Genomic DNA, 18954 nt, shown 5'->3' with positions numbered 1-18954 from the left:
AAACGTTTACCACCCCTTTAGGGGTGTTTTTTTCGCAGCAACATGAAAACCTTTTCAACATCATGATCTCAGGGAGAGAACGACGATGGCAGGCATACTCACCATGATACTGGCAGGCGGTGAAGGTACCCGACTGCAACCGCTGACCACCACCCGCAGCAAACCCTCCGTACCCTTTGGCGGCAGTTACCGGTTGATCGACTTCGTGCTCAACAACTTCGTCAACGCCGATTTCCTGCGCATCTATGTACTCACCCAGTTCAAGTCCCAGTCCCTTTACCTGCACATGAAGAAGGGCTGGAACATCGTCGGCATCACGGATCGCTTCATCGACCCCATTCCGGCCCAGATGCGAATGGGCAAACGCTGGTATGACGGCACCGCAGACGCCATTTACCAGAACCTGCGCTTCATCGAGATCTCCGACCCCGAGCACGTCTGCATCTTCGGCTCCGATCACATCTACAAGATGGACGTAAGCCAGATGGTGAGCTTCCACAAGCAGAAAGCGGCCGCCCTGACCGTCGCGGCACTGCGCATGCCCATCGAGGAAGCAAGCGCCTTCGGGGTGATCGAGGTGGATCAGGAAGGGCGCATGATTGGCTTTGAAGAAAAGCCCCGTCACCCGAAACACATCCCCGGCGACCCCACCCAGGCCCTGGTCTCCATGGGTAACTACATCTTCGAGACCGAGGCCCTCTATCGGGAGCTCAAGCGGGATGCCGCCGAGGAGAACTCCAGTCACGATTTCGGCAAAGACATCATTCCCAGCCTGTTCCCCCGTGCCCCCGTCTACGTCTACGACTACAGCACCAACGTGATCCCGGGCGAGAAGCCCAACGTCTACTGGCGCGATGTGGGGACGCTCGACTCTTACTGGCAGGCACACATGGATCTGGTGGCCGACGATGCCCCCTTCTCTCTCTACAATCGCAAGTGGCCGCTGCACACCCATTACCCGCCCCTGCCCCCCGCTACCTTCATCGATACCGACGACTGCAAGGTCAAGATCGCCAACTCCCTGATCTCCGGAGGCTGCTTCATTCAGGGCAGCCAGATCCAGCGATCCATACTGGGATTTCGCTGCAACATAGGCCCCTGCAGCCACATCAGTGAATCCGTGCTGCTGGGGGATGTGAAAATCGGCGAAGGTTGCTCCATTCGCCGCGCCATCATCGACAAAAACGTTGAAATTGCACCCGGCACCGTGATCGGTGAGAATCTGGACCATGACAGAGAGCGGTTTACCGTATCCGAAGGCGGTATCGTCGTGGTACCTAAGGGAGCAAGAGTTGGCTATTAACCCACTGAAAATCCTGTTTGTAGCCTCGGAGGTTGAGGGGCTGGTGAAGACCGGGGGCCTGGCAGATGTGGCCAAGGCCCTGCCGCAGCATCTCGCCCGTCAGGGGCACGATGTGCGCATCATTATGCCCTTCTACAAGACCATCAAGCGCCGGGACGAGGCCACCCTCCTCGCCTCGCGCTGGCTCCCCACCCCCCAGGATCGCAGTGATATCAGCTATCGCATCCATCAGCTGGAACTGGACGGGATCTGCGTCTATCTGCTCGATTGCCCGCACTATTTCGACCGCCCCCAGCTCTATGCCGAGAACAACCAGGCCTATCCCGACAACGGTGAACGCTTTGCCTTTCTGGCCGCGGCGGCCCTGCATGCGTGCGAACAGCTGGGTTTCGCTCCCGACATCGCCCACTGCAACGACTGGCACACCGGTCTGCTGCCGCTGCTGCTGAAAACCCGTCATGCCCACAACCCCTTCTTCCAGCGCACCCGGTCGGTCATCAGCATTCACAACGCGGCCTTTCAGGGGGTATTCGATCGCCAGCAGTTCTGGGCCGTGCCGGAAATCCACGACTACGAGCAGCGCATCAACTACGACTATGGTCACATCAATCTGCTCAAGTGCGGTGTGCTCTACGCAGACAAGATCAATGCGGTCAGCCCCAACTACGCCAGCGAGCTGCTGACGCACCTGGGCGCTCACGGCATGGCCAGCGTATTCCAGCAGCGGGCTGCTGACCTGCGTGGCATCCTCAACGGCTGTGACTATCAGGACTGGGATCCCGCCTTCGATCCTCTGTTGCCCGCCACCTATGATGCCGACAACCTGGATGGCAAACACACCTGCAAGCGCATCCTGCAGCAGGAGACGGGGCTCCCCGTCGGCAACCTCCCCATCTATGGCATGGTGTGTCGACTGACCGAGCAGAAAGGAGTACACCTGCTCATCCCGGCGCTGGACAAGTTCTTGCAGCATCAGGTCCAGGTGGTAATTGTGGGCTCCGGTGATCCCTCTCTCGCCGCCCAGTTGCAAAGCATTGCCCAGCAGCATCCCGACAAGTTTGCCTTCATCAATGCCTATGACGACCGTCTGGCCCACTTGGTGGAGGCTGGCGCCGACTTCTTCCTGATGCCTTCTCTGTTCGAGCCATGCGGGCTCAACCAGATGTACAGTCTGGCCTATGGCACCCTGCCCCTGGTGCGGGCCGTCGGCGGATTGAAAGATACCGTCGTGGACTGGGATGCTGACCCGGCGAATGCGACCGGTTTCTGCTTCAACGATCCCACTGCCAGCACCTTGCTCGATGCCATGCGCCGCAGCCTGCTCCATTATCTGCAGGAGCCGGCACGTTTTGCCCGTGTGCAGCACCACGCCATGAACACCCGCTTCGACTGGGCAGACTCCGTCATCCTGTACGAACAGATGTATCAGGATGCGCTGGCCACCGTCTGACGCCGATTGCTGAAGTTTTGTGCCCTTGGCACGCCTTTATCCGTCAACAGCGAAAAAAGTCCCCTTTGGCTGTTGACGCCCCCCCAAAACTCTATAGAATCCCCCACCGCAGTGATGCGAAGGTGGCGGAATTGGTAGACGCGCTAGCTTCAGGTGTTAGTGTCCCACGGATGTGAGGGTTCGAGTCCCTCTCTTCGCACCATACTGCAACATGCTCTTATCAGACGGCATGTAAATTCAGACTGATAACCCGATGTGCGAAGGTGGCGGAATTGGTAGACGCGCTAGCTTCAGGTGTTAGTGCCCCCCGGGTGTGAGGGTTCGAGTCCCTCTCTTCGCACCATGCTTTTATCAGACAGCATGTAAATCCAGACTGATAACCCGATGTGCGAAGGTGGCGGAATTGGTAGACGCGCTAGCTTCAGGTGTTAGTGCCCCCCGGGTGTGAGGGTTCGAGTCCCTCTCTTCGCACCATGCTTCTGGCATGTAAAACACAGAAAATGCGCTCCAACCGCATTTAAAAACCAGCTGGAGAAAATCAGTGTGCGAAGGTGGCGGAATTGGTAGACGCGCTAGCTTCAGGTGTTAGTGTCCCACGGATGTGAGGGTTCGAGTCCCTCTCTTCGCACCATCATTCTGCAAAGGCCCGTTACGAGAGTAACGGGCCTTTTGTGTTTTCATGCCCCATGGCTATGCTGTTGAAGATGCTACGCCACCACGGGGGTTTTCCCATGATCCTGGATACCGATATTCACAACTTCTATGAGCATCTGGTGCTCAAGGAGATAGAAAAACAGGGGTTGGCTCGAACATTGACCCCCTATCAGCTGGCAGACCTCTGCTGCCTGACACTCAACCAGCTTCCTTCCCACTATATCCGCCACGATGTCGACATGATCTACTTCACGACAGACGCCGAACGCAGCGAGATGGAGAAGAAGGTCATCGCCTCCCTGCGCCAGGCCTACGACAAGATCCAGGCCGTCCCCACTCGCCAGGCTTAATGCCAACCCTGCTGCCAGAGCAGAGTGACGACCCCTGTCATTCCCGCAACCGGCAGCAGGATCAACACCGGTCTCAGCCTGGGTTCCAGCATGACCCAGGCAGCCAGCAAGAACCCCAGGCTCCAGAACCCGTATTCCTTCTCCTGACCCCAGACCAGCACCGCCAGAAGGGCGGCCAAGATCAGAGCGCGTGCTATCCAGTTCATTGGCATTGGTCCGAAAAAACACTAATGATAACTATTATCATCTTTGGTGTTGCCATCTGCAATCGAACTTGCCTATGGATCTCCGGCTATCAAACGGTGTCGATTGAACAGTGAAAAATGCCGATTAGATCAACTATTTTGTGGGATTTTAAAATTTTAAAGCTGTTTTGCCGAATGAGCAGGGATTTTACACCTCCGCTTTATGGTAGATTGCGCCCTCTTTTGGTAAGCCTCTCGGGATCGACGCATCCGCAGGACGAGAGGGGCTGACCTTGGCGAGCAAGAGTTTAGGGAGCGTCTATGCAAAACCAACAACACCACATCCGATTGCCGGGCATGTCGCAAGTATTTGCCTGCCTGGCCATTTTCCTGGCCCTGGCCTTCTCCTTCACCAGCGTGCTGGATCTGCCAATCCAGCTGGCACTGTTCATCGCCTGGTTCGTCATCATGGGACTCGGCATCAAGCTCGGCCATGATTACAAATCCCTGGAACAGGCGGCAGTCGACGGCGTCGCCAAGGGGATGGGGGCCATCCTGATACTGATCTCCGTCGGTGCCCTGGTGGGCACCTGGATTGCCGGCGGCATCGTCCCCAGCATCATCTACTTCGGCCTCAAGGTGATACACCCCTCCATCTTCCTGCTGGCGACCCTGATCATCTGCTCTCTCACCTCGCTGGCCACCGGCACCTCCTGGGGCTCGGCGGCCACCGCCGGCATCGCCATGATGGGTATAGGCCACAGCCTGGGGGTACCCGCGCCGCTGGTAGCCGGTGCCGTGCTCTCCGGCGTCTACTTCGGTGACAAGCTCTCCCCGCTCTCCGACTCCGTGGTGCTGGCCTCGACCATGTCCAACGTCGACGTGATGGAACACATCAAGGGGATGCTGCCCATCAGCCTGTTCTCCTACGTCATCACCGCCGCCCTGTTCACCGTGGTCGGCATGCAGTACTCCGGCAACGTCAGCCTGGAGCAGGTCAATCTGGTGATGGACGCCCTCGACAAGCAGTTCAACATCACCCCCATGGCCATAGTGCCCGTGGTGCTGGTGCTGGGCCTGTTGGCCAACCGCAAGCCCGCCTTCCCGGTGATCAGCTTCGGCGCCTTGCTGGGTCTTGTCTGGGCCATCGTCTTCCAGGACATGGATCCGGTGAAGGCGATGCACTCCGCCTACAGCCCGTTTACCATCACCTCAGGCGTCGATTTCATCGACAACATCCTGGGCCGTGGCGGCATGGAGTCCATGCTGGGTTCCGTGGCCGTCATCATCTTCGGCTTGGGCTTCGGCGGTCTGCTGGAGAAGGTCGGCATCCTCTCCGTCATCGCCAGTGCCTTCGAGAAGCGCATCAACAGCGCCGGCAGCCTGACCAGCCACACCATCGGCACCGCCTTCCTGGCCAACGTGTTCGGTTCCGCTATGTATGTATCGCTGATCCTGACCCCCAAGATCATGGCCAAGAACTACGACAGACTGGGGCTGGAGCGCAAGAACCTCTCCCGCAACGCCGAGTTTGGCGGCACCCTCACCTGCGGCATGGTGCCCTGGAGCGACAACGGCATCTTCATGGCAGGGGTCCTCGGGGTAGCGACCCTCGACTACCTGCCCTACATGTGGCTCAGCTTCACCTGCATCATAGTGACCATCACCCTCGCCTATCTGGGCAAGGGAGTGAACCGTGTACCGGTCACAGAGGCGGTGACAACCCGCTAATTTCCGTAAAAACAACGACAAAGGCGCCATCACGGCGCCTTTTGTCTGGGTGCGATTCGAGGTTAAGCTGGCACTCACCTTGATCGCACGTGGCAGGACGCCCAGATGAACTTCACCTTTCGCCAGATCCGCTATTTCGTGGCGGTGGCCGACAGCTTCTCGGTGAGCCGGGCAGCCGCCGAGCTGCACATCTCCCAGTCGGCGGTCACCAGCGCCATCCGCGAGCTGGAGACCGAGCTCGGCGCCGCCCTGTTCGAGCGCAACCCGCGCGGCGTCAGCCTCACCACCCAAGGTCACCAGTTTCTGCTGCACGCCCGTCGCATCCTAAGCGCCATGACCGAAGCCGGCCAGTCCCTCAAGGCGGTGGCCCAGCAGGATCAGGGGCGGCTTACCATAGGCGTAACCACCCTGGTTGCTGGCTACTACCTGTCGGAAGCGCTCGGCCGCTTTCGCCGCGCCTTCCCGGCGGTACAGATCGAGGTGAAGGAGGATGAGCAGCCCTATCTCGAACACCAGATCGTCAACGGCGAGGTGGATGTGGGGATCCTGATGACCAACCGCACCATCCGCCAGGAGGCGTTCGATACCGAGCTGCTGACCCGCTCGCCGCTGCGGGTCTGGCTCGCCGCCAACCACCCCCTCTGCGCCGAGTCGACCCTCTCCCTCAAGGCGCTCGGCGAGGAGCCCATGATCTCGCTGACCGCCGACCAGCTGGACCAGATCATCGGCGGCGGCCTGCGCCGCTACGGCATCTCGCCGCGCATCGTGCTGCGTACCGCCTCGGTGGAAGCGGTGCGCAGCCTGGTGGCGAGCCAGCTCGGGCTCGCCCTGCTGCCGGACTTTGCCTACCGCCCCTGGTCGCTGGAGCAGGAGCGGGTCGAGGCCCGCGCCATCAAGGAGCCCATTCCCGCCATCGACATTGGCCTGGTGTGGCGGCGTGGCTCCCGGCTGGAGTGGACCGCCCGCGAGTTCATCGACATAGTGCGGGATCAGAGCCGGCTGCGCGCCCGCCAGCACCTCCCCCGCTAGGACTGAGCCTGAACAGCCGTGACTCCGGCAAAAAAATCAGATTCATATGCACTCGATATCGATTTTACAGATACCAAAGCCGCTAAAAATTGAAATTCTCATTGCTCACGGCTTCTCCTACGCTCATGACTGGTTAACAGGATGTTAATTCCTACTGTGGCGCCGCCACGATTGCCAATCATGCAAGGAGAGCAAGATGAAATTGACCCCTCTGACCCTGGCCCTGATCCCGGCGCTGCTGGCAAGCCAGGTCCAGGCAGCCCCCACCACCCTCGGCAAGGGTGAAGGCCAGCTCAACATCGTGGCCTGGGCCGGCTATGTGGAGCGCGGCGAGACCGACAAGAACTACGACTGGGTCACCGGCTTCGAGAAAGAGACCGGCTGCAAGGTCAACGTCAAGACGGCCGCCACCTCGGACGAGATGGTGGCGCTGATGAACGAGGGGGGCTTCGACCTGGTGACCGCCTCCGGCGACGCCAGCCTGCGCCTCATCGCCGGCGGCAAGGTGCAGGTACTCAACCTGGCGCTCATCCCGAGCTACGGCAAGATAGACCTCCGCCTGCAGAATGCCCCCTGGCACACGGTAGACGGCAAGCACTACGGCGTGCCCTACCAGTGGGGCGGCAACATCTTGATGTACAACACCAAGGTGTTCCCCAAGGCGCCCGACTCCTGGAGCGTGGTGTTCGAGGAACAGACCCTGCCGGACGGCAAGTCCAACAAGGGTCGGGTGCAGGCGTTCGACGGCCCCATTCACATCGCCGATGCCGCCCTCTATCTGATGAGCCACCAGCCCGCGCTCGGCATCAAGGATCCCTATGAGCTGAACGAGGATCAGTACAAGGCCGCCCTCGACCTCCTGCGCCAGCAGCGCAAGCTGGTGGGACGCTACTGGCACGATGCCTTCGTCCAGATCGATGACTTCAAGAACGAGGGGGTGGTGGCCTCCGGCTCCTGGCCGTTCCAGGCCAATACCCTGATCGCCGACAAGCAGCCCATCGCCACTACCGTGCCCAAGGAGGGCGTCACCGGCTGGGCCGATACCAGCATGGTGCACAGCGAAGCGAAGAACCTCACCTGTGCCTATCAGTGGCTGGAGCACTCCCTCAACAACAAGCTGCAGGGGGATCTCGCCTCCTGGTTCGGCTCAGTGCCCGTGGTACCGGCCGCCTGCGAGGGCAATGCCCTGCTCGGGAAAGAGGGGTGCAAGACCAACGGCATCGACAACTTCGATCGGGTTCACTTCTGGCGTACTCCTGTCTCCCAGTGCAAGAGCCAGGGAACCTGCGTGCCCTACTACCGCTGGGTTTCGGACTATATCGCCATCCTGGGTGGCCGCTAAGACCGGATAACCAGATGGGGCCGGACAGGAGTCCGGCCCGCTTCTCACACAGACAAGGACGTCCCATGAATGCCGTACAATTTGACCGGGTCAGCCGCCACTATGGCGAGGTGAAGGCGGTCGACGACATCTCCTTCCAGATCCCGGCCGGCGAGTTTTTCACCCTGCTGGGGCCGAGCGGTTCCGGCAAGACTACCTGCCTGCGGATGATAGCGGGCTTCGAATACCCGAGCGAGGGGGAGATCCAGCTGTTTGGCGAGCCCTGCTCCACCGTGCCCCCCTACGATCGCAACCTCAATACCGTGTTTCAGGACTACGCCCTGTTTCCCAACATGGATGTGCGCGACAACATCGGCTACGGCCTGATGCTCAAGGGCGTCGCCAAGGCGGAGCGTTACCGCAAGGTGGACGAGATGCTGGAACTGGTGCGCCTGCCCGGCGTCGGCAACCGCAAGCCGGGCCAGCTCTCCGGCGGCCAGCGCCAGCGCATCGCCATCGCCCGGGCACTGATCAACCAGCCGCGCATCCTGCTGCTGGACGAGCCGCTGGGGGCCCTCGACCTCAAGCTGCGCGAGCAGATGCAGCTCGAACTGAAAGCCTTGCAGCGCCAACTCGGCATCACCTTCATCTTCGTCACCCACGATCAGCAGGAGGCGCTCTCCATGAGCGACCGCATCTGCATCTTCAATCAGGGCAAGATCGAGCAGATTGCCGCGCCGGATACCATCTACGACGCCCCCGCCACCCCCTTTGTCGCCCGCTTCGTCGGCACCGTCAACCTGTTCGAGGGGGAGCAGGCCTGCCGTCTGTGCGGCGATGCTCACCAGATGATGGTGCGCCCGGAGCGGATCCGGCTCGCCGAGGCCGGCACACCGGGATGGTCAGGGGAGGTGCGCGAAGTGGAGTACCTCGGCCCCTTCGTGCGCTACCGGGTCGATCTTGGCGAGCAGCTCGAGCTTATCGTCAACCACCCCAACGAGGGCCAGGCCCGTCTGCCCCGTGGCGCCCGGGTCAGCCTCAGCTGGCCGGAGCAGGCGATCCATCGTCTGCACACCGCCCCTCTGGGAACTCAACCATGAGCGCCCCCCACAGCGCGAGCCTTGCCATGAGCCAACCCACTGCCCCCCTCTCCTATCGGCCGCTGCGGCGCCTCTCCACCCTGCTCTACGGGCGACCAGGTCTGTTGCTGGCCATCCTGCTGGGGCCGCCCCTGCTCTGGCTCGGCATCATCTATGTCGGCTCCCTGCTGATGCTGCTCTCCAACGCCTTCTTCGGGCTGGACGAATTCAGCGGCCAGATCCGCCACGAGCTGGGGCTGCAGAACTTCGTCGCCCTGCTGCGGGCGGAGAACCTGGACGTGATCCTGCGTACCGTCGGCATGTCGCTGCTGGTGACCCTGGCCTGTGCCCTGCTCGGTTTTCCGATCGCCTACTACATGGCGCGCTACACCAGCGGCAAGACCCGGGCCCTGTTCTACGTCGGCATCATGCTGCCGCTCTGGTCCAGCTATCTGGTGCGGGTCTACGCCTGGAAGCTGATCCTGGCCAAGGAGGGGGTCATCAGCTGGCTGGCAGACACCCTGGGGCTGGACTGGCTGCTGGACGCCATCCTCTCGCTGCCGGTGATCGGGGGGCCGTCGTTGTCGTTCTCGCGCATCGGCACCTTCATCGTGTTCGTCTACGTCTGGCTGCCCTTCATGATCCTGCCCATCCAGGCTGCGGTGGAGCGGATCCCGCGCTCCTTGCTGGAGGCGAGCGGCGATCTCGGCGCCACCCCGGCCCAGACCTTTCGCACCCTGATCCTGCCGCTGGCCCTGCCCGGCGTGGTGGCGGGCTCCATCTTCACTTTCTCCCTGACGCTGGGGGACTACATCATCCCCGGCATCATAGGCAACTCCACCATGTACATAGGTCAGGTGGTCTACATGCAGCAGGGCACGGCGGGCAACCTGCCCTTCGCCGCCGCCTTCTCGCTGGTGCCGATCCTCATCATCGCCATCTACCTGACCATCGCGAAACGTCTGGGGGCTTTCGATGCGCTCTAATACCTCCATGAAACGGGACCACGGCAGCCAACCCTCCGGCCTGCTCAAGTACGCGGCCATCGGCGGTCTCCTGTTCCTGCACTTTCCGATCCTGTTCATCTTCCTCTACGCCTTCACCAGCGAGAGCAAGAGCTACCAGTTCCCGCCCCCCGGCCTCACCCTCAAGTGGTTCGAGGTGACCCTCAACCGCCCCGACGTGTGGCGCGCCATCCAGCTGTCGCTGGAGGTAGCGGGACTGGCGACGCTGGCCGCCATGGTGCTCGGCACCCTGGCGGCGGGGGCCATCGCCCGCAGCCGCTTCTTCGGCCAGGAGGTGGTATCGCTGTTGCTGGTGCTGCCCATCGCCCTGCCCGGCATCGTCACCGGCATCGCGCTGCGCTCAGCCTACGGGGTGATGGAGATCCCTTTCAGCTTCTGGACCATCGTCATCGGTCACGCCACCTTCTGCGTGGTGGTGGTCTACAACAATGCGCTGGCGCGCTTTCGCCGCACCAACCAGAGCCTCATCGAGGCGTCGATGGATCTCGGTGCCGACAGCTTCCAGACCCTGCGCTACGTGATCCTGCCCAACCTCGCCACCGCCCTGCTGGCGGGGGGCATGCTGGCGTTTGCCCTGAGCTTTGACGAGGTGATCGTCACCACCTTCACCGCGGGCCAGCAGACCACGCTGCCGATCTGGATGTATCAGGAGCTGATCCGGCCACGGGACAGGCCGGTCACTAACGTGGTGGCGCTCATCATAGTGGCCTTCACCACCATTCCCATTCTGCTTGCCTACTACCTCACCCGCGACGGCCAGGACGTTGCCGGCAGTGGCAAATAACGACTCAACGCGTGCGCAAGGATGCAACCATGAAACTCTCTACCCAACTTTTGATCGACGGTCAGTTCGTCACCGGTGACGGCCAGGCCGAGCCCATCCTCAACCCGGCCACCGGGGAGCTGCTCGCCTCGGTGCCCGAAGCCTCGTTCGAGCAGGTGAACCGGGCGGTGAACGGCGCCCAACGCGCCTTCGCCCAGTGGAGCCGCACCACCCCGGCAAGCCGCAGTATCCTGCTGCTGCGCCTGGCCGATGCCATCGAGCGCCACGCCGAGGAGTTTGCGGCGCTCGAATCCCTCAACTGCGGCAAACCCTATCTGGCGGTGCTCAACGACGAGCTACCGGCGGTGGTGGACTGCTTCCGCTTCTTCGCCGGCGCGGCCCGCTGCCTGCAGGGGCCGCTGGCGGGGGAGTACATCGAGGGGCACACCAGCATGATCCGCCGCGATCCCATAGGGGTGGTGGGCAGTATCGCCCCCTGGAACTATCCGCTGATGATGGCGGCCTGGAAGATGGCCCCGGTGCTCGCCGCCGGCAATACGGTGGTGCTCAAGCCCTCCGAGCAGACCCCGCTCACCGCCCTGCGCCTGGCGGAGCTGGCCAGCGAGCTGTTCCCGCGCGGCGTCATCAACATCGTCTGCGGCCGGGGCGAGAGCGTGGGGGCGCCGCTGGTGGAGCACCCGCTGGTGCGCATGGTGTCGCTCACCGGTGACATCGCCACCGGCCAGAAGATCCTGCAGAGCGCCGCCCGCACCATGAAGCGCACCCACCTGGAGCTGGGGGGCAAGGCACCGGTTATCATCTTTGACGATGCGGATCTGGAGGCCGTGGTGGCGGGCATTCGCACCTTCGGCTTCTACAACGCCGGCCAGGATTGCACCGCCGCTTGCCGCATCTATGCCCAGGGCAAGATCTACGACAAGTTTGTCGCCGCCATGACAGATGCGGTCGCCTCCATCAAGGTGGGCGGTCCGCGCGAGGAGGGGGTGGAGATGGGGCCGCTCATCTCGGACCGGCAGCGCAACCGGGTGGCCAGCTTCGTGGAGCGGGCCCAGAGCAGCGGTCACGTGGAGGTGACGGCGGGGGGCAAGATCCGCCCCGGCAACGGCTTCTTCTTCGAGCCGACCCTGATCGCCCACGCCCGTCAGGAGGATGAAATCGTGCGCCGGGAGGTGTTCGGCCCGGTGGTGTCGGTGACCCGCTTCAGCGACGCCGAGCAGGTGGTGCAGTGGGCCAACGACTCGGACTACGGCCTCGCCAGCTCGGTCTGGACCCGGGATCTCGGCCTTGCCAGCAAGGTGGCCAGCCACCTGCAGTACGGCTGCACCTGGATCAACACCCACTTCATGCTCACCTCCGAGATGCCCCACGGCGGCATGAAGATGTCCGGCTACGGCAAGGATCTCTCCCTCTATGCGCTGGAGGACTACACGGTGCCGCGGCATATCATGGTCAAGCTCTAGGCTCCCGTCCCCCTGAAAACAAGATGGCCCCTTGGGGCCATCTTGTTTTGCATCAGGTCTGTGCATCCCTGCTGTGCACCGACGCAGCGTCACCATTCACCCGACCGCGACCCGCATCAACGTCATGACAACCGCCACAGCCAGTGGTGATCCAGAATCAGCAGACCAAACAGCAGCATCAGGTGATAGATGGAGAAACGGAAGGTGCGCATCGCCTGGCCGGGGCGCTCCTCATATTTCAACAACCAGCCATGCCAGCAGAATCCAAGGTTCAGCCCCAGGCTGCCGACCAGGTAGACAAGCCCCGACATGCCGATCAGATAGGGCAGCAGGCAGACGAGCGTCAGGATCAGCAGATAGAGCAGGATGGCTGTCTTGGTGAAATCGGTGCCGTGGGTGACGGGCAGCATGGGAATGTCGGCCCCGGCATAGTCATCGCGCCGGTGGATGGCCAAAGACCAGAAATGGGGCGGCGTCCAAGTAAAGATGATCATCACCAGCAGCCAGGGCTCGGCCGAAAGCTGCCCCGTGATGCTGGTCCAGCCCAAGAGCGGTGGCATGGCTCCCGCCAATCCGCCGATGACGATATTCTGCGGCGTGGCCCGCTTCAGCAGCAGGGTATAGACGACCGCATAGCCGAACAGGCTGGCCAGGGTTAGCCAGGCAGTCAGGGGATTCACGCCCCAATGGAGCAGAACAAACCCCGACAGTGCCAGACAGATCGCAAAATTCATCGCCTGCCCCGGCGTGATCCGTCCCATGGCGACCGGGCGCCAGCGCGTTCTGCGCATCCGGGCATCGATGCCGCTATCCAGAGAATGGTTCATGGCCGCCGCCCCGGCAGCGAGCAGTCCAATCCCCGCCAGGCCCAGTATCATCTCGTCCAGAGAGGCGCGTGTCGGCTCGGCCAGCAGCATGCCCACCCAGGCGGTCAGGAGCAGCAGGGCGACCACCTTTGGTTTGGTCAACTGACAATAATCGCGCACCCGGCGGAGGGCGAAGCGCTGTACCCGCCCTCTCCCATTCATGTCCGGCTCCTGACCATCCCAGGGGATGGCAAGGGGTTGTGATGAGGCATAGAGAGTCTCCCACGCGCCAGCACACAACAGGCCAGCAGGTGGGCGGCCACCAAGTTGTGTGCAAGGGCGTTGGCCAGCGGCAGGGCCAGATGGACGTTCGCCAATCCCAAGGCAATCTGCACGGTCAGCAGACCCAGCAACAACCAGCCAAACCCTCTCAGGGGGGTCCGCTGGCAGAGCAGCGCGAGGGCGAAAGCCCCCACCAGCAAGGCCGTGGTCAGCGCTCCCAGGCGATGGGCGATGTGAATGGTCTGGCGCGCCTCCTTGCCCAGCACGCCGAACTCATAGCTGGCGTGCCCCAGAGGGAGATGAAAGGCTTGCGCCCAATTCAGCTCTGCCTGCCAGTTGCCCTGGCACAAGGGAAACTCCACACACGCCATGGCCGCATAGTTCGCCGACGTCCAGCCCCCCAACGCGATCTGCAGCAGCAACACGCCACAGGCCATGCTGCCAAGCCAGGAAACGCCCTGGTGTACGGGCGGGGGTGAAGTGAAACCTGCCAATTCGGCCCGATAGAGCCAAAGCAAGGTCAGGATGGCGAAGCCGCCCAGCAGATGAGTGGTCACCACCAGGGGATGCAGGGCCAGGGTCACCGTCCACATACCCAGTGCCGCCTGACCCGCAACCAGCACCAGCAAGATGAGCGAGAGGTGGCGCAGTCGGCCGCCTGTACGCCAGCCCAAGCCGGACAGGAGCACAATCACGCCTCCCAGCACCCCGGCGAAGTAGCGATGCACCATCTCGCTGCGCGCCTTGTGAGGAACAAGCGGGCTGGCCGGATAGCGCTGTGCCGCCAGTTCCGCATGCTCGGCGCGGGGAATGGCCAGAGAACCATAGCAACCTGGCCAATCGGGGCAGGCCAGCCCGGCATCCGTCAACCGGGTATAAGCACCGAGCGCGATGACAAGAACTGCCAGCGCAATGGCCACGGAGGCCAGCCTCTTGTGCATCTTCATATGCCGCCTCGTTGACCGTGCAGTAGCCAGAAGATGCGAGTTCCATGCCGACGGCATCGTCACTGCACCCCACGCTGATATTTGAGCAGTTGCTGCAGATCCGACAGTACCGCCTTGCCAAGCAACGGCCAGGTCGTCGTGCTGCCGGGTACCTCGTAACGCAAGATGGCCAGCCCGCGGTCGTCCACCAGCAGTATATCCCCCTCCCTCATTTCACTGTTTGTCTCGTGAGGTGGCGTCAACTGGACCAGCTCCAGCTTGTCCAGGTTGCGGCCAAGTGCGGCCTGGATGCGCGCCATCAGCACAGGGACCTGCCGGCATTGTCCCTCGCAGCGAGGGGCCACCAGATAGACCAGTCGCCATTGGTGCTGATGGGCAGGAAGCGGTTGCAACAGGTAGATCTCCTGGTGCAGCCAGTGCCCCTTGCTGCGCGTGCCGGGTTCATACCAGCCCTGATGAAGAGTCAGAGCCGCCAGCACCACAGGCAGCAGGATCACCGCAGCAAAGAGCGCTGGCACCCGCCAGCGTCGCCATCCGCTCATGGGGAGCACCTCCTCGTCAGCATAACCCCCCCTGACAGAACCACCAGCGCCAAGCCGAGCCATTGCACCGCATAGGCCCGGTGTTTTTCAGGAGGCATGACATTGTGCTGGTAGTGATAGAGGAATGGGGTTCGTCTTTGATAGAACACGGCGTCTGCAAGCGGGGCTCCGATTGCCTGTCGCAGGGTCTCGACCCTGATGGATTGCAGCCGGTTCGGGTAGGGGCCTGGTTCTATGTTCTGTCCCAACAGGAAGCCGCCGGGAGCCATGCGCAGAACACCTTCAAGGGTCATTGCGGCGGGGATGGCGGGATTGGGTAATTGCGACCTGTCGGATGGCGCGGGCACCCATCCCAGGTTGACCAGCAACAGTGAGGATCCTCCCTCTGCGCGTACCGGGATGAGCACGTCATAGCCAACCTCCCCGTTGACGATCTGGTTGTCCAGCAACCAGACATAAGGGCTGACCCACTCGGCTTTCCCTTGCAGAGGCTGGCCATCCAGTGACTCCGGGTGTTGCCAGTCGATCTGGGCCAATGTCCTTGGCCCGGCCTGCTGCATCTTTGCCATCTGCGCCAGCCAGGCCGTTTTTTCCATTCCGCGCTGCCACTGCCAGAACGCCAGCTTGCACAAACCGGCCGTCACCACCAGAGTGAACAACAAGACAAACCAGCGTCTGTGATGCCATGGTCGTCGCTTGTCTCGTGCAGCCGAATCGCGCATATCGAGGAGGATCCCAAGATGTTGATCAAGGTCGTTCTGGTACTCATGCTGCTGCTCATCATCGGCCAGCTGTTTCACGCCCTCTGGCTGATGCTCAGTGCAGGCAATACGCAAAAGATGTCGATACCTCTGGGCCGGCGCGTTTTCTTCTCCCTGCTGGTGGTCATCATACTGCTGCTCTCTCTCGCGATGGGCTGGCTGGAGCCCAACCCGCGCCCCTACTGAGCACGGCATCAAAGCAGGTAGACAAAGACGAACAGACAGAGCCAGACCACATCGACGAAGTGCCAGTACCAGGCCGCAGCCTGGAAAGCGAAATGACGCTGTGGGGTGAAATGATCCCTCAGCATGATGCGCAGCCAGATGATGGTCAGGAAAAGGGTGCCCAGCAGCACGTGCAGTCCATGGAACCCGGTCAGAATGAAGAAGGTATTGCCATAGATGCCGGAATCCAGCCGCAGCCCGAGATCCCGATAGGCATGCAGATACTCATAGCCTTGAAACCACAGGAATGTCAGCCCGAGCACCACAGTTGCCAGCAACATCCCCTTGAGCCGTATGCGTCTGCCGTTTTCCAGACTCATGTGTGCAAACAGCAGGGTCACGGAGGAGCCGAGCAGGATCAAGGTATTGATGAGGGGGATCCCCTGCCAGGGCATGGCCTGGGTCGTGGCCCCGCCGGGCGTCTTGAGCAGGGGCCAGTGAGCGGTGAAATCCGGCCACAGCAGCTGGCCCGTCATCACCCTGTGGCCCGCACCATCCAGCCAGGGCACCGCAAGCTGGCGGGCATAGAACAGCACTCCGAAAAAAGCCAGAAAGAACATCACTTCGGAGAAGATGAACCAGACCATGCCCTGCCTGAAGGATCTGTCCATCTGGGCGCTGTAGAGCCCGGTCATGGACTCCCGGATGATGTGACGGAACCAACCAAACAACATGAATGCCAGCAGGGCGACACCGGCCATCATCAGATACCGGCCGAAACCAGTCTGCCCACTCGCCACTTCATTGACCAGATGTCCCGCCCCCAACGCCAGGAAAAACAGTGCAATGGCACCAATGATGGGCCAGCGACTCTGGTCCGGGACATAATAGGTCTGGTTCACCTTGGCCATGGTCATTTCCTCTGTGCGAGTGCCGGTACCGGTACGGACGCCGTGATGTCATAGAGCGAGTAGGAAAGCGTGATGGTATTGATGCTGTCCGGTAGTGCCGGATCGATATAGAACTTGAGCGGCATCAGCTTGCTCTGCCCTGCCCTCAGCTCCTGGCGATTGAAACAGAAACACTCCACTTTCTTCAGATAGGCCGCGGCGGGACCGGGAGAGACCGACGGGACCGCCTGACCCACCATGGTCCGCTCCGTGGGATTGAACACCCGAAAGTTGACCATCTTCACCTCCCCCGGCCGCACCGACAGCCGAGCCGTCTCACCGCTGAAGTCCCACGGCATCCGGGTATCCGCATGAGCAAGAAACTCGATCTGGATGCTCCGCTTGCTGTCGATCACCGCCCGCTCCGTACTGGCCGCTTGATCAGACGTCTTGCCATTGAGGCCGGTGATCCGGCAGAAGACGTCATAAAGCGGCACCAGCGCAAAGGCAAAACCAAACATGGCGAGCACGACCAGACCCAGTTTTCTGAGCAAGGGGGCATGACTGACTCGGGTCATATGACCTCCCTAACGCTCTTCCGACCGGATATTCGGCGGAGTCTGGAAACTGTGATAGGGAGGGGGAGAAGAGAGCGTCCATTCTAGCCCCTCGGCCCCCTCCCATACCCGCTCGCTCGCCTTGGCTCCGCCTCTGATGCATTTGATCACACCCCAGACAAACAGCAGTTGGGACAGGCCGAAGGCAAAGCCCCCCAGGCTGATCAGCATGTTGAAGTCGGCAAATTGCAGGGCGTAATCGGGAATGCGGCGAGGCATGCCCGCCAGCCCGACAAAATGCATGGGGAAAAACAGCACATTGACCGAGACGAGCGAACACCAGAAATGCCATTGGCCGAGCCGCTCGTCATACATGTGCCCCGTCCATTTCGGCAACCAGTAGTAGGCCGCAGCCAGGATCGAGAAGACGGCACCGGTCACCAGCACATAGTGGAAATGGGCCACTACGAAATAGGTGTCGTGATACTGAAAATCAGCCGGCGTCATGGCCAGCATCAGCCCGGAGAAACCGCCAATGGTGAACAGAGTGATGAAGGCGATGGCAAACAGCATGGGGGTCTCGAATGTCAGAGAACCACGCCACATGGTGGCAAGCCAGTTGAATACCTTTACCCCTGTCGGCACAGCGATCAGCATGGTGGTGTACATGAAGAACAGCTCCGCCACCACGGGCAATCCGGTGGTGAACATGTGGTGCGCCCAGACCATGAAGGAGAGCAAGGCGATGCTGCTGGTGGCATAGACCATGGAGCGATAACCGAACAGCTTCTTGCGGGAGAAGGTCGGAATGATGCTGGAGACGATGCCGAAAGCCGGCAATATCATGATGTAGACTTCCGGGTGCCCGAAGAACCAGAAAATGTGCTGAAACAGGACAGGATCCCCCCCACCGGCCGCATCGAAGAAACTGGTCCCGAAATACTTGTCCGTCAGCACCATGGTCACCGCAGCCGCCAGCACCGGCATGACAGCGATGAGCAGAAACGCCGTGATGAGCCAGGTCCAGACAAACAGCGGCATCTGCATCCAACCCATGCCCGGCGCCCGCAGGTTGAAGATGGTCACGATGACGTTGATGGCCCCCATGATGGAGGAGATCCCCATGATGTGAATGGCAAAGACGAACAGGGCCGTGCTGTTGCCGCTGTACTGGGTGGACAGGGGGGCATAGAAGGTCCAGCCAGAACTGGGGCCGCCTCCCTCCATAAACAGGCTCGACAGGAGGATGAGGAAAGCAAACGGCAGGATCCAGAAGCTCCAGTTGTTCATGCGGGGCAACGCCATGTCAGGGGCCCCAATCATGATGGGGATCAGCCAGTTGGCGAGGCCGGTGAAGGCGGGCATGACGGCACCAAAGACCATGATAAGGCCGTGTACCGTGGTCATCTGGTTGAAAAACAGGGGTTCCACCAGTTGCAGTCCGGGCTGGAACAGTTCTGCCCGGATCACCATGGCCATGGCGCCACCGGTAAAGAACATGGTGAGAGCAAAGCACAGATACAGGGTACCGATGTCCTTGTGATTGGTGGTGTAGAGCCAGCGCCTCAGACCGGCCGCTGGCTGGTGGACATGTTCGCTGTGCGGGGTATCCGTGATTCCATCACTCATGCCG

At 61.4% G+C, this 18954-nt stretch carries 18 protein-coding genes, 4 tRNA genes and 1 pseudogene; 15 read left to right on the top strand and 8 right to left on the bottom strand.

What is annotated here, in order from left to right; all coding sequences use genetic code 11:
• Nucleotides 1-82: 82 nt before the first annotated feature.
• The 7 genes and pseudogenes from glgC to AB5Y59_RS20265 all read left to right on the top strand — a co-directional run.
• A pseudogene (gene glgC, locus AB5Y59_RS20295) lies at nt 83-1303 on the top strand (glucose-1-phosphate adenylyltransferase); the annotation flags it as partial.
• On the top strand, nt 1293-2753 hold the full coding sequence (glgA, locus tag AB5Y59_RS20290; protein WP_119197279.1) for a glycogen synthase GlgA: 1461 nt from the start codon (nt 1293-1295) through the stop codon (nt 2751-2753). The pseudogene glgC and the gene glgA, both read left to right, overlap by 11 nt.
• A gap of 116 nt (nt 2754-2869) precedes the next feature.
• Nucleotides 2870-2955, top strand: a tRNA-Leu gene (locus AB5Y59_RS20285).
• Nucleotides 2956-3010: 55 nt separating this feature from the next.
• Nucleotides 3011-3096, top strand: a tRNA-Leu gene (locus AB5Y59_RS20280).
• A 45-nt stretch (nt 3097-3141) separates the two neighbouring features.
• Nucleotides 3142-3227, top strand: a tRNA-Leu gene (locus tag AB5Y59_RS20275).
• A 71-nt stretch (nt 3228-3298) separates the two neighbouring features.
• A tRNA-Leu gene (locus AB5Y59_RS20270) sits at nt 3299-3384 on the top strand.
• 100 nt (nt 3385-3484) lie between these two features.
• Entirely contained in the window at nt 3485-3757 is a 273-nt protein-coding gene (locus AB5Y59_RS20265; RefSeq protein WP_029314828.1) for a late competence development ComFB family protein, read from the top strand.
• On the opposite strand, the gene AB5Y59_RS20260 is transcribed toward AB5Y59_RS20265, so the two are convergent.
• Nucleotides 3754-3963 carry a hypothetical protein gene (locus AB5Y59_RS20260; protein ID WP_043152850.1) on the bottom strand — a complete coding sequence of 70 codons (210 nt, stop codon included), beginning with the start codon at nt 3961-3963 and terminating at the stop codon, nt 3754-3756. The genes AB5Y59_RS20265 and AB5Y59_RS20260 overlap by 4 nt on opposite strands.
• 300 nt (nt 3964-4263) lie before the next feature.
• Here AB5Y59_RS20260 and nhaC point away from each other — a divergent pair, with 300 nt between their 5' ends.
• The 7 genes from nhaC (at nt 4264) to AB5Y59_RS20225 (ending at nt 12371) form a co-directional block, all read left to right on the top strand.
• Nucleotides 4264-5673, top strand: a complete 1410-nt coding sequence (gene nhaC, locus AB5Y59_RS20255) for a Na+/H+ antiporter NhaC (protein ID WP_368212565.1) — start codon at nt 4264-4266, stop codon at nt 5671-5673.
• Between the two features lie 105 nt (nt 5674-5778).
• Nucleotides 5779-6702, top strand: coding sequence for a LysR family transcriptional regulator (locus AB5Y59_RS20250; RefSeq protein ID WP_045522096.1), 924 nt, complete (start codon nt 5779-5781; stop codon nt 6700-6702).
• A 196-nt stretch (nt 6703-6898) separates the two neighbouring features.
• Entirely contained in the window at nt 6899-8044 is a 1146-nt protein-coding gene (locus AB5Y59_RS20245; protein ID WP_368212564.1) for an ABC transporter substrate-binding protein, read from the top strand.
• Nucleotides 8045-8109: 65 nt separating this feature from the next.
• Entirely contained in the window at nt 8110-9123 is a 1014-nt protein-coding gene (locus AB5Y59_RS20240; protein ID WP_368212563.1) for an ABC transporter ATP-binding protein, read from the top strand.
• Nucleotides 9120-10088 carry an ABC transporter permease gene (locus tag AB5Y59_RS20235; RefSeq protein ID WP_045522103.1) on the top strand — a complete coding sequence of 323 codons (969 nt, stop codon included), beginning with the start codon at nt 9120-9122 and terminating at the stop codon, nt 10086-10088. The genes AB5Y59_RS20240 and AB5Y59_RS20235 overlap by 4 nt, the downstream gene beginning before the upstream one ends.
• A gap of 7 nt (nt 10089-10095) precedes the next feature.
• Nucleotides 10096-10911 (top strand): ABC transporter permease, encoded by an 816-nt coding sequence (locus AB5Y59_RS20230; protein ID WP_045522104.1) that lies wholly within the window; start codon nt 10096-10098, stop codon nt 10909-10911.
• Nucleotides 10912-10940: 29 nt separating this feature from the next.
• Nucleotides 10941-12371: a gamma-aminobutyraldehyde dehydrogenase gene (locus AB5Y59_RS20225; protein WP_368212562.1), complete on the top strand. Its 1431-nt coding sequence runs from the start codon at nt 10941-10943 to the stop codon at nt 12369-12371.
• Between the two features lie 122 nt (nt 12372-12493).
• Here AB5Y59_RS20225 and cyoE read toward each other — a convergent pair whose 3' ends face one another.
• The 4 genes from cyoE to AB5Y59_RS20205 are packed head-to-tail and all read right to left on the bottom strand — an operon-like array spanning nt 12494 to nt 15607.
• The gene (cyoE, locus tag AB5Y59_RS20220; RefSeq protein ID WP_368212561.1) at nt 12494-13399 is read right to left on the bottom strand and encodes a heme o synthase; all 906 of its coding nucleotides are present in this window, start codon (nt 13397-13399) and stop codon (nt 12494-12496) included.
• Nucleotides 13396-14406 carry a heme A synthase gene (locus AB5Y59_RS20215; RefSeq protein WP_368212560.1) on the bottom strand — a complete coding sequence of 337 codons (1011 nt, stop codon included), beginning with the start codon at nt 14404-14406 and terminating at the stop codon, nt 13396-13398. Before AB5Y59_RS20215 ends, cyoE begins: the two co-directional genes overlap by 4 nt.
• Nucleotides 14407-14465: 59 nt before the next feature.
• On the bottom strand, nt 14466-14948 hold the full coding sequence (locus tag AB5Y59_RS20210) for a hypothetical protein (RefSeq protein ID WP_104452225.1): 483 nt from the start codon (nt 14946-14948) through the stop codon (nt 14466-14468).
• Nucleotides 14945-15607 (bottom strand): SURF1 family protein, encoded by a 663-nt coding sequence (locus AB5Y59_RS20205; protein ID WP_082189151.1) that lies wholly within the window; start codon nt 15605-15607, stop codon nt 14945-14947. The genes AB5Y59_RS20210 and AB5Y59_RS20205 overlap by 4 nt, the downstream gene beginning before the upstream one ends.
• A gap of 81 nt (nt 15608-15688) precedes the next feature.
• On the opposite strand from AB5Y59_RS20205, the gene AB5Y59_RS20200 reads away from it, so the two are divergent.
• A complete protein-coding gene (locus AB5Y59_RS20200; RefSeq protein ID WP_139736452.1) occupies nt 15689-15895 on the top strand; it encodes a DUF2909 family protein in 207 nt (68 codons plus the stop codon).
• An 8-nt stretch (nt 15896-15903) separates the two neighbouring features.
• Here the strand turns inward: AB5Y59_RS20200 and AB5Y59_RS20195 are convergent, their stop codons facing one another.
• Genes AB5Y59_RS20195 through ctaD form a run of 3 tightly spaced genes read right to left on the bottom strand, consistent with a single transcriptional unit; the run spans nt 15904 to nt 18950 of the window.
• Complete coding sequence (locus AB5Y59_RS20195) at nt 15904-16785, bottom strand: cytochrome c oxidase subunit 3 (RefSeq protein WP_124243755.1); 882 nt, start codon at nt 16783-16785, stop codon at nt 15904-15906.
• A 2-nt stretch (nt 16786-16787) separates the two neighbouring features.
• Nucleotides 16788-17342, bottom strand: coding sequence for a cytochrome c oxidase assembly protein (locus tag AB5Y59_RS20190; protein ID WP_368212559.1), 555 nt, complete (start codon nt 17340-17342; stop codon nt 16788-16790).
• Between the two features lie 9 nt (nt 17343-17351).
• A complete protein-coding gene (ctaD, locus tag AB5Y59_RS20185; RefSeq protein ID WP_368212558.1) occupies nt 17352-18950 on the bottom strand; it encodes a cytochrome c oxidase subunit I in 1599 nt (532 codons plus the stop codon).
• Nucleotides 18951-18954 lie beyond the last annotated feature (4 nt).

Source organism: Aeromonas sp. s10, assembly GCF_040907975.1.
Classification (GTDB): domain Bacteria; phylum Pseudomonadota; class Gammaproteobacteria; order Enterobacterales; family Aeromonadaceae; genus Aeromonas; species Aeromonas caviae.
The sequence above is the reverse complement of the archived record's forward strand: the minus strand, read 5'-3'. Positions and strand labels throughout refer to the sequence as shown.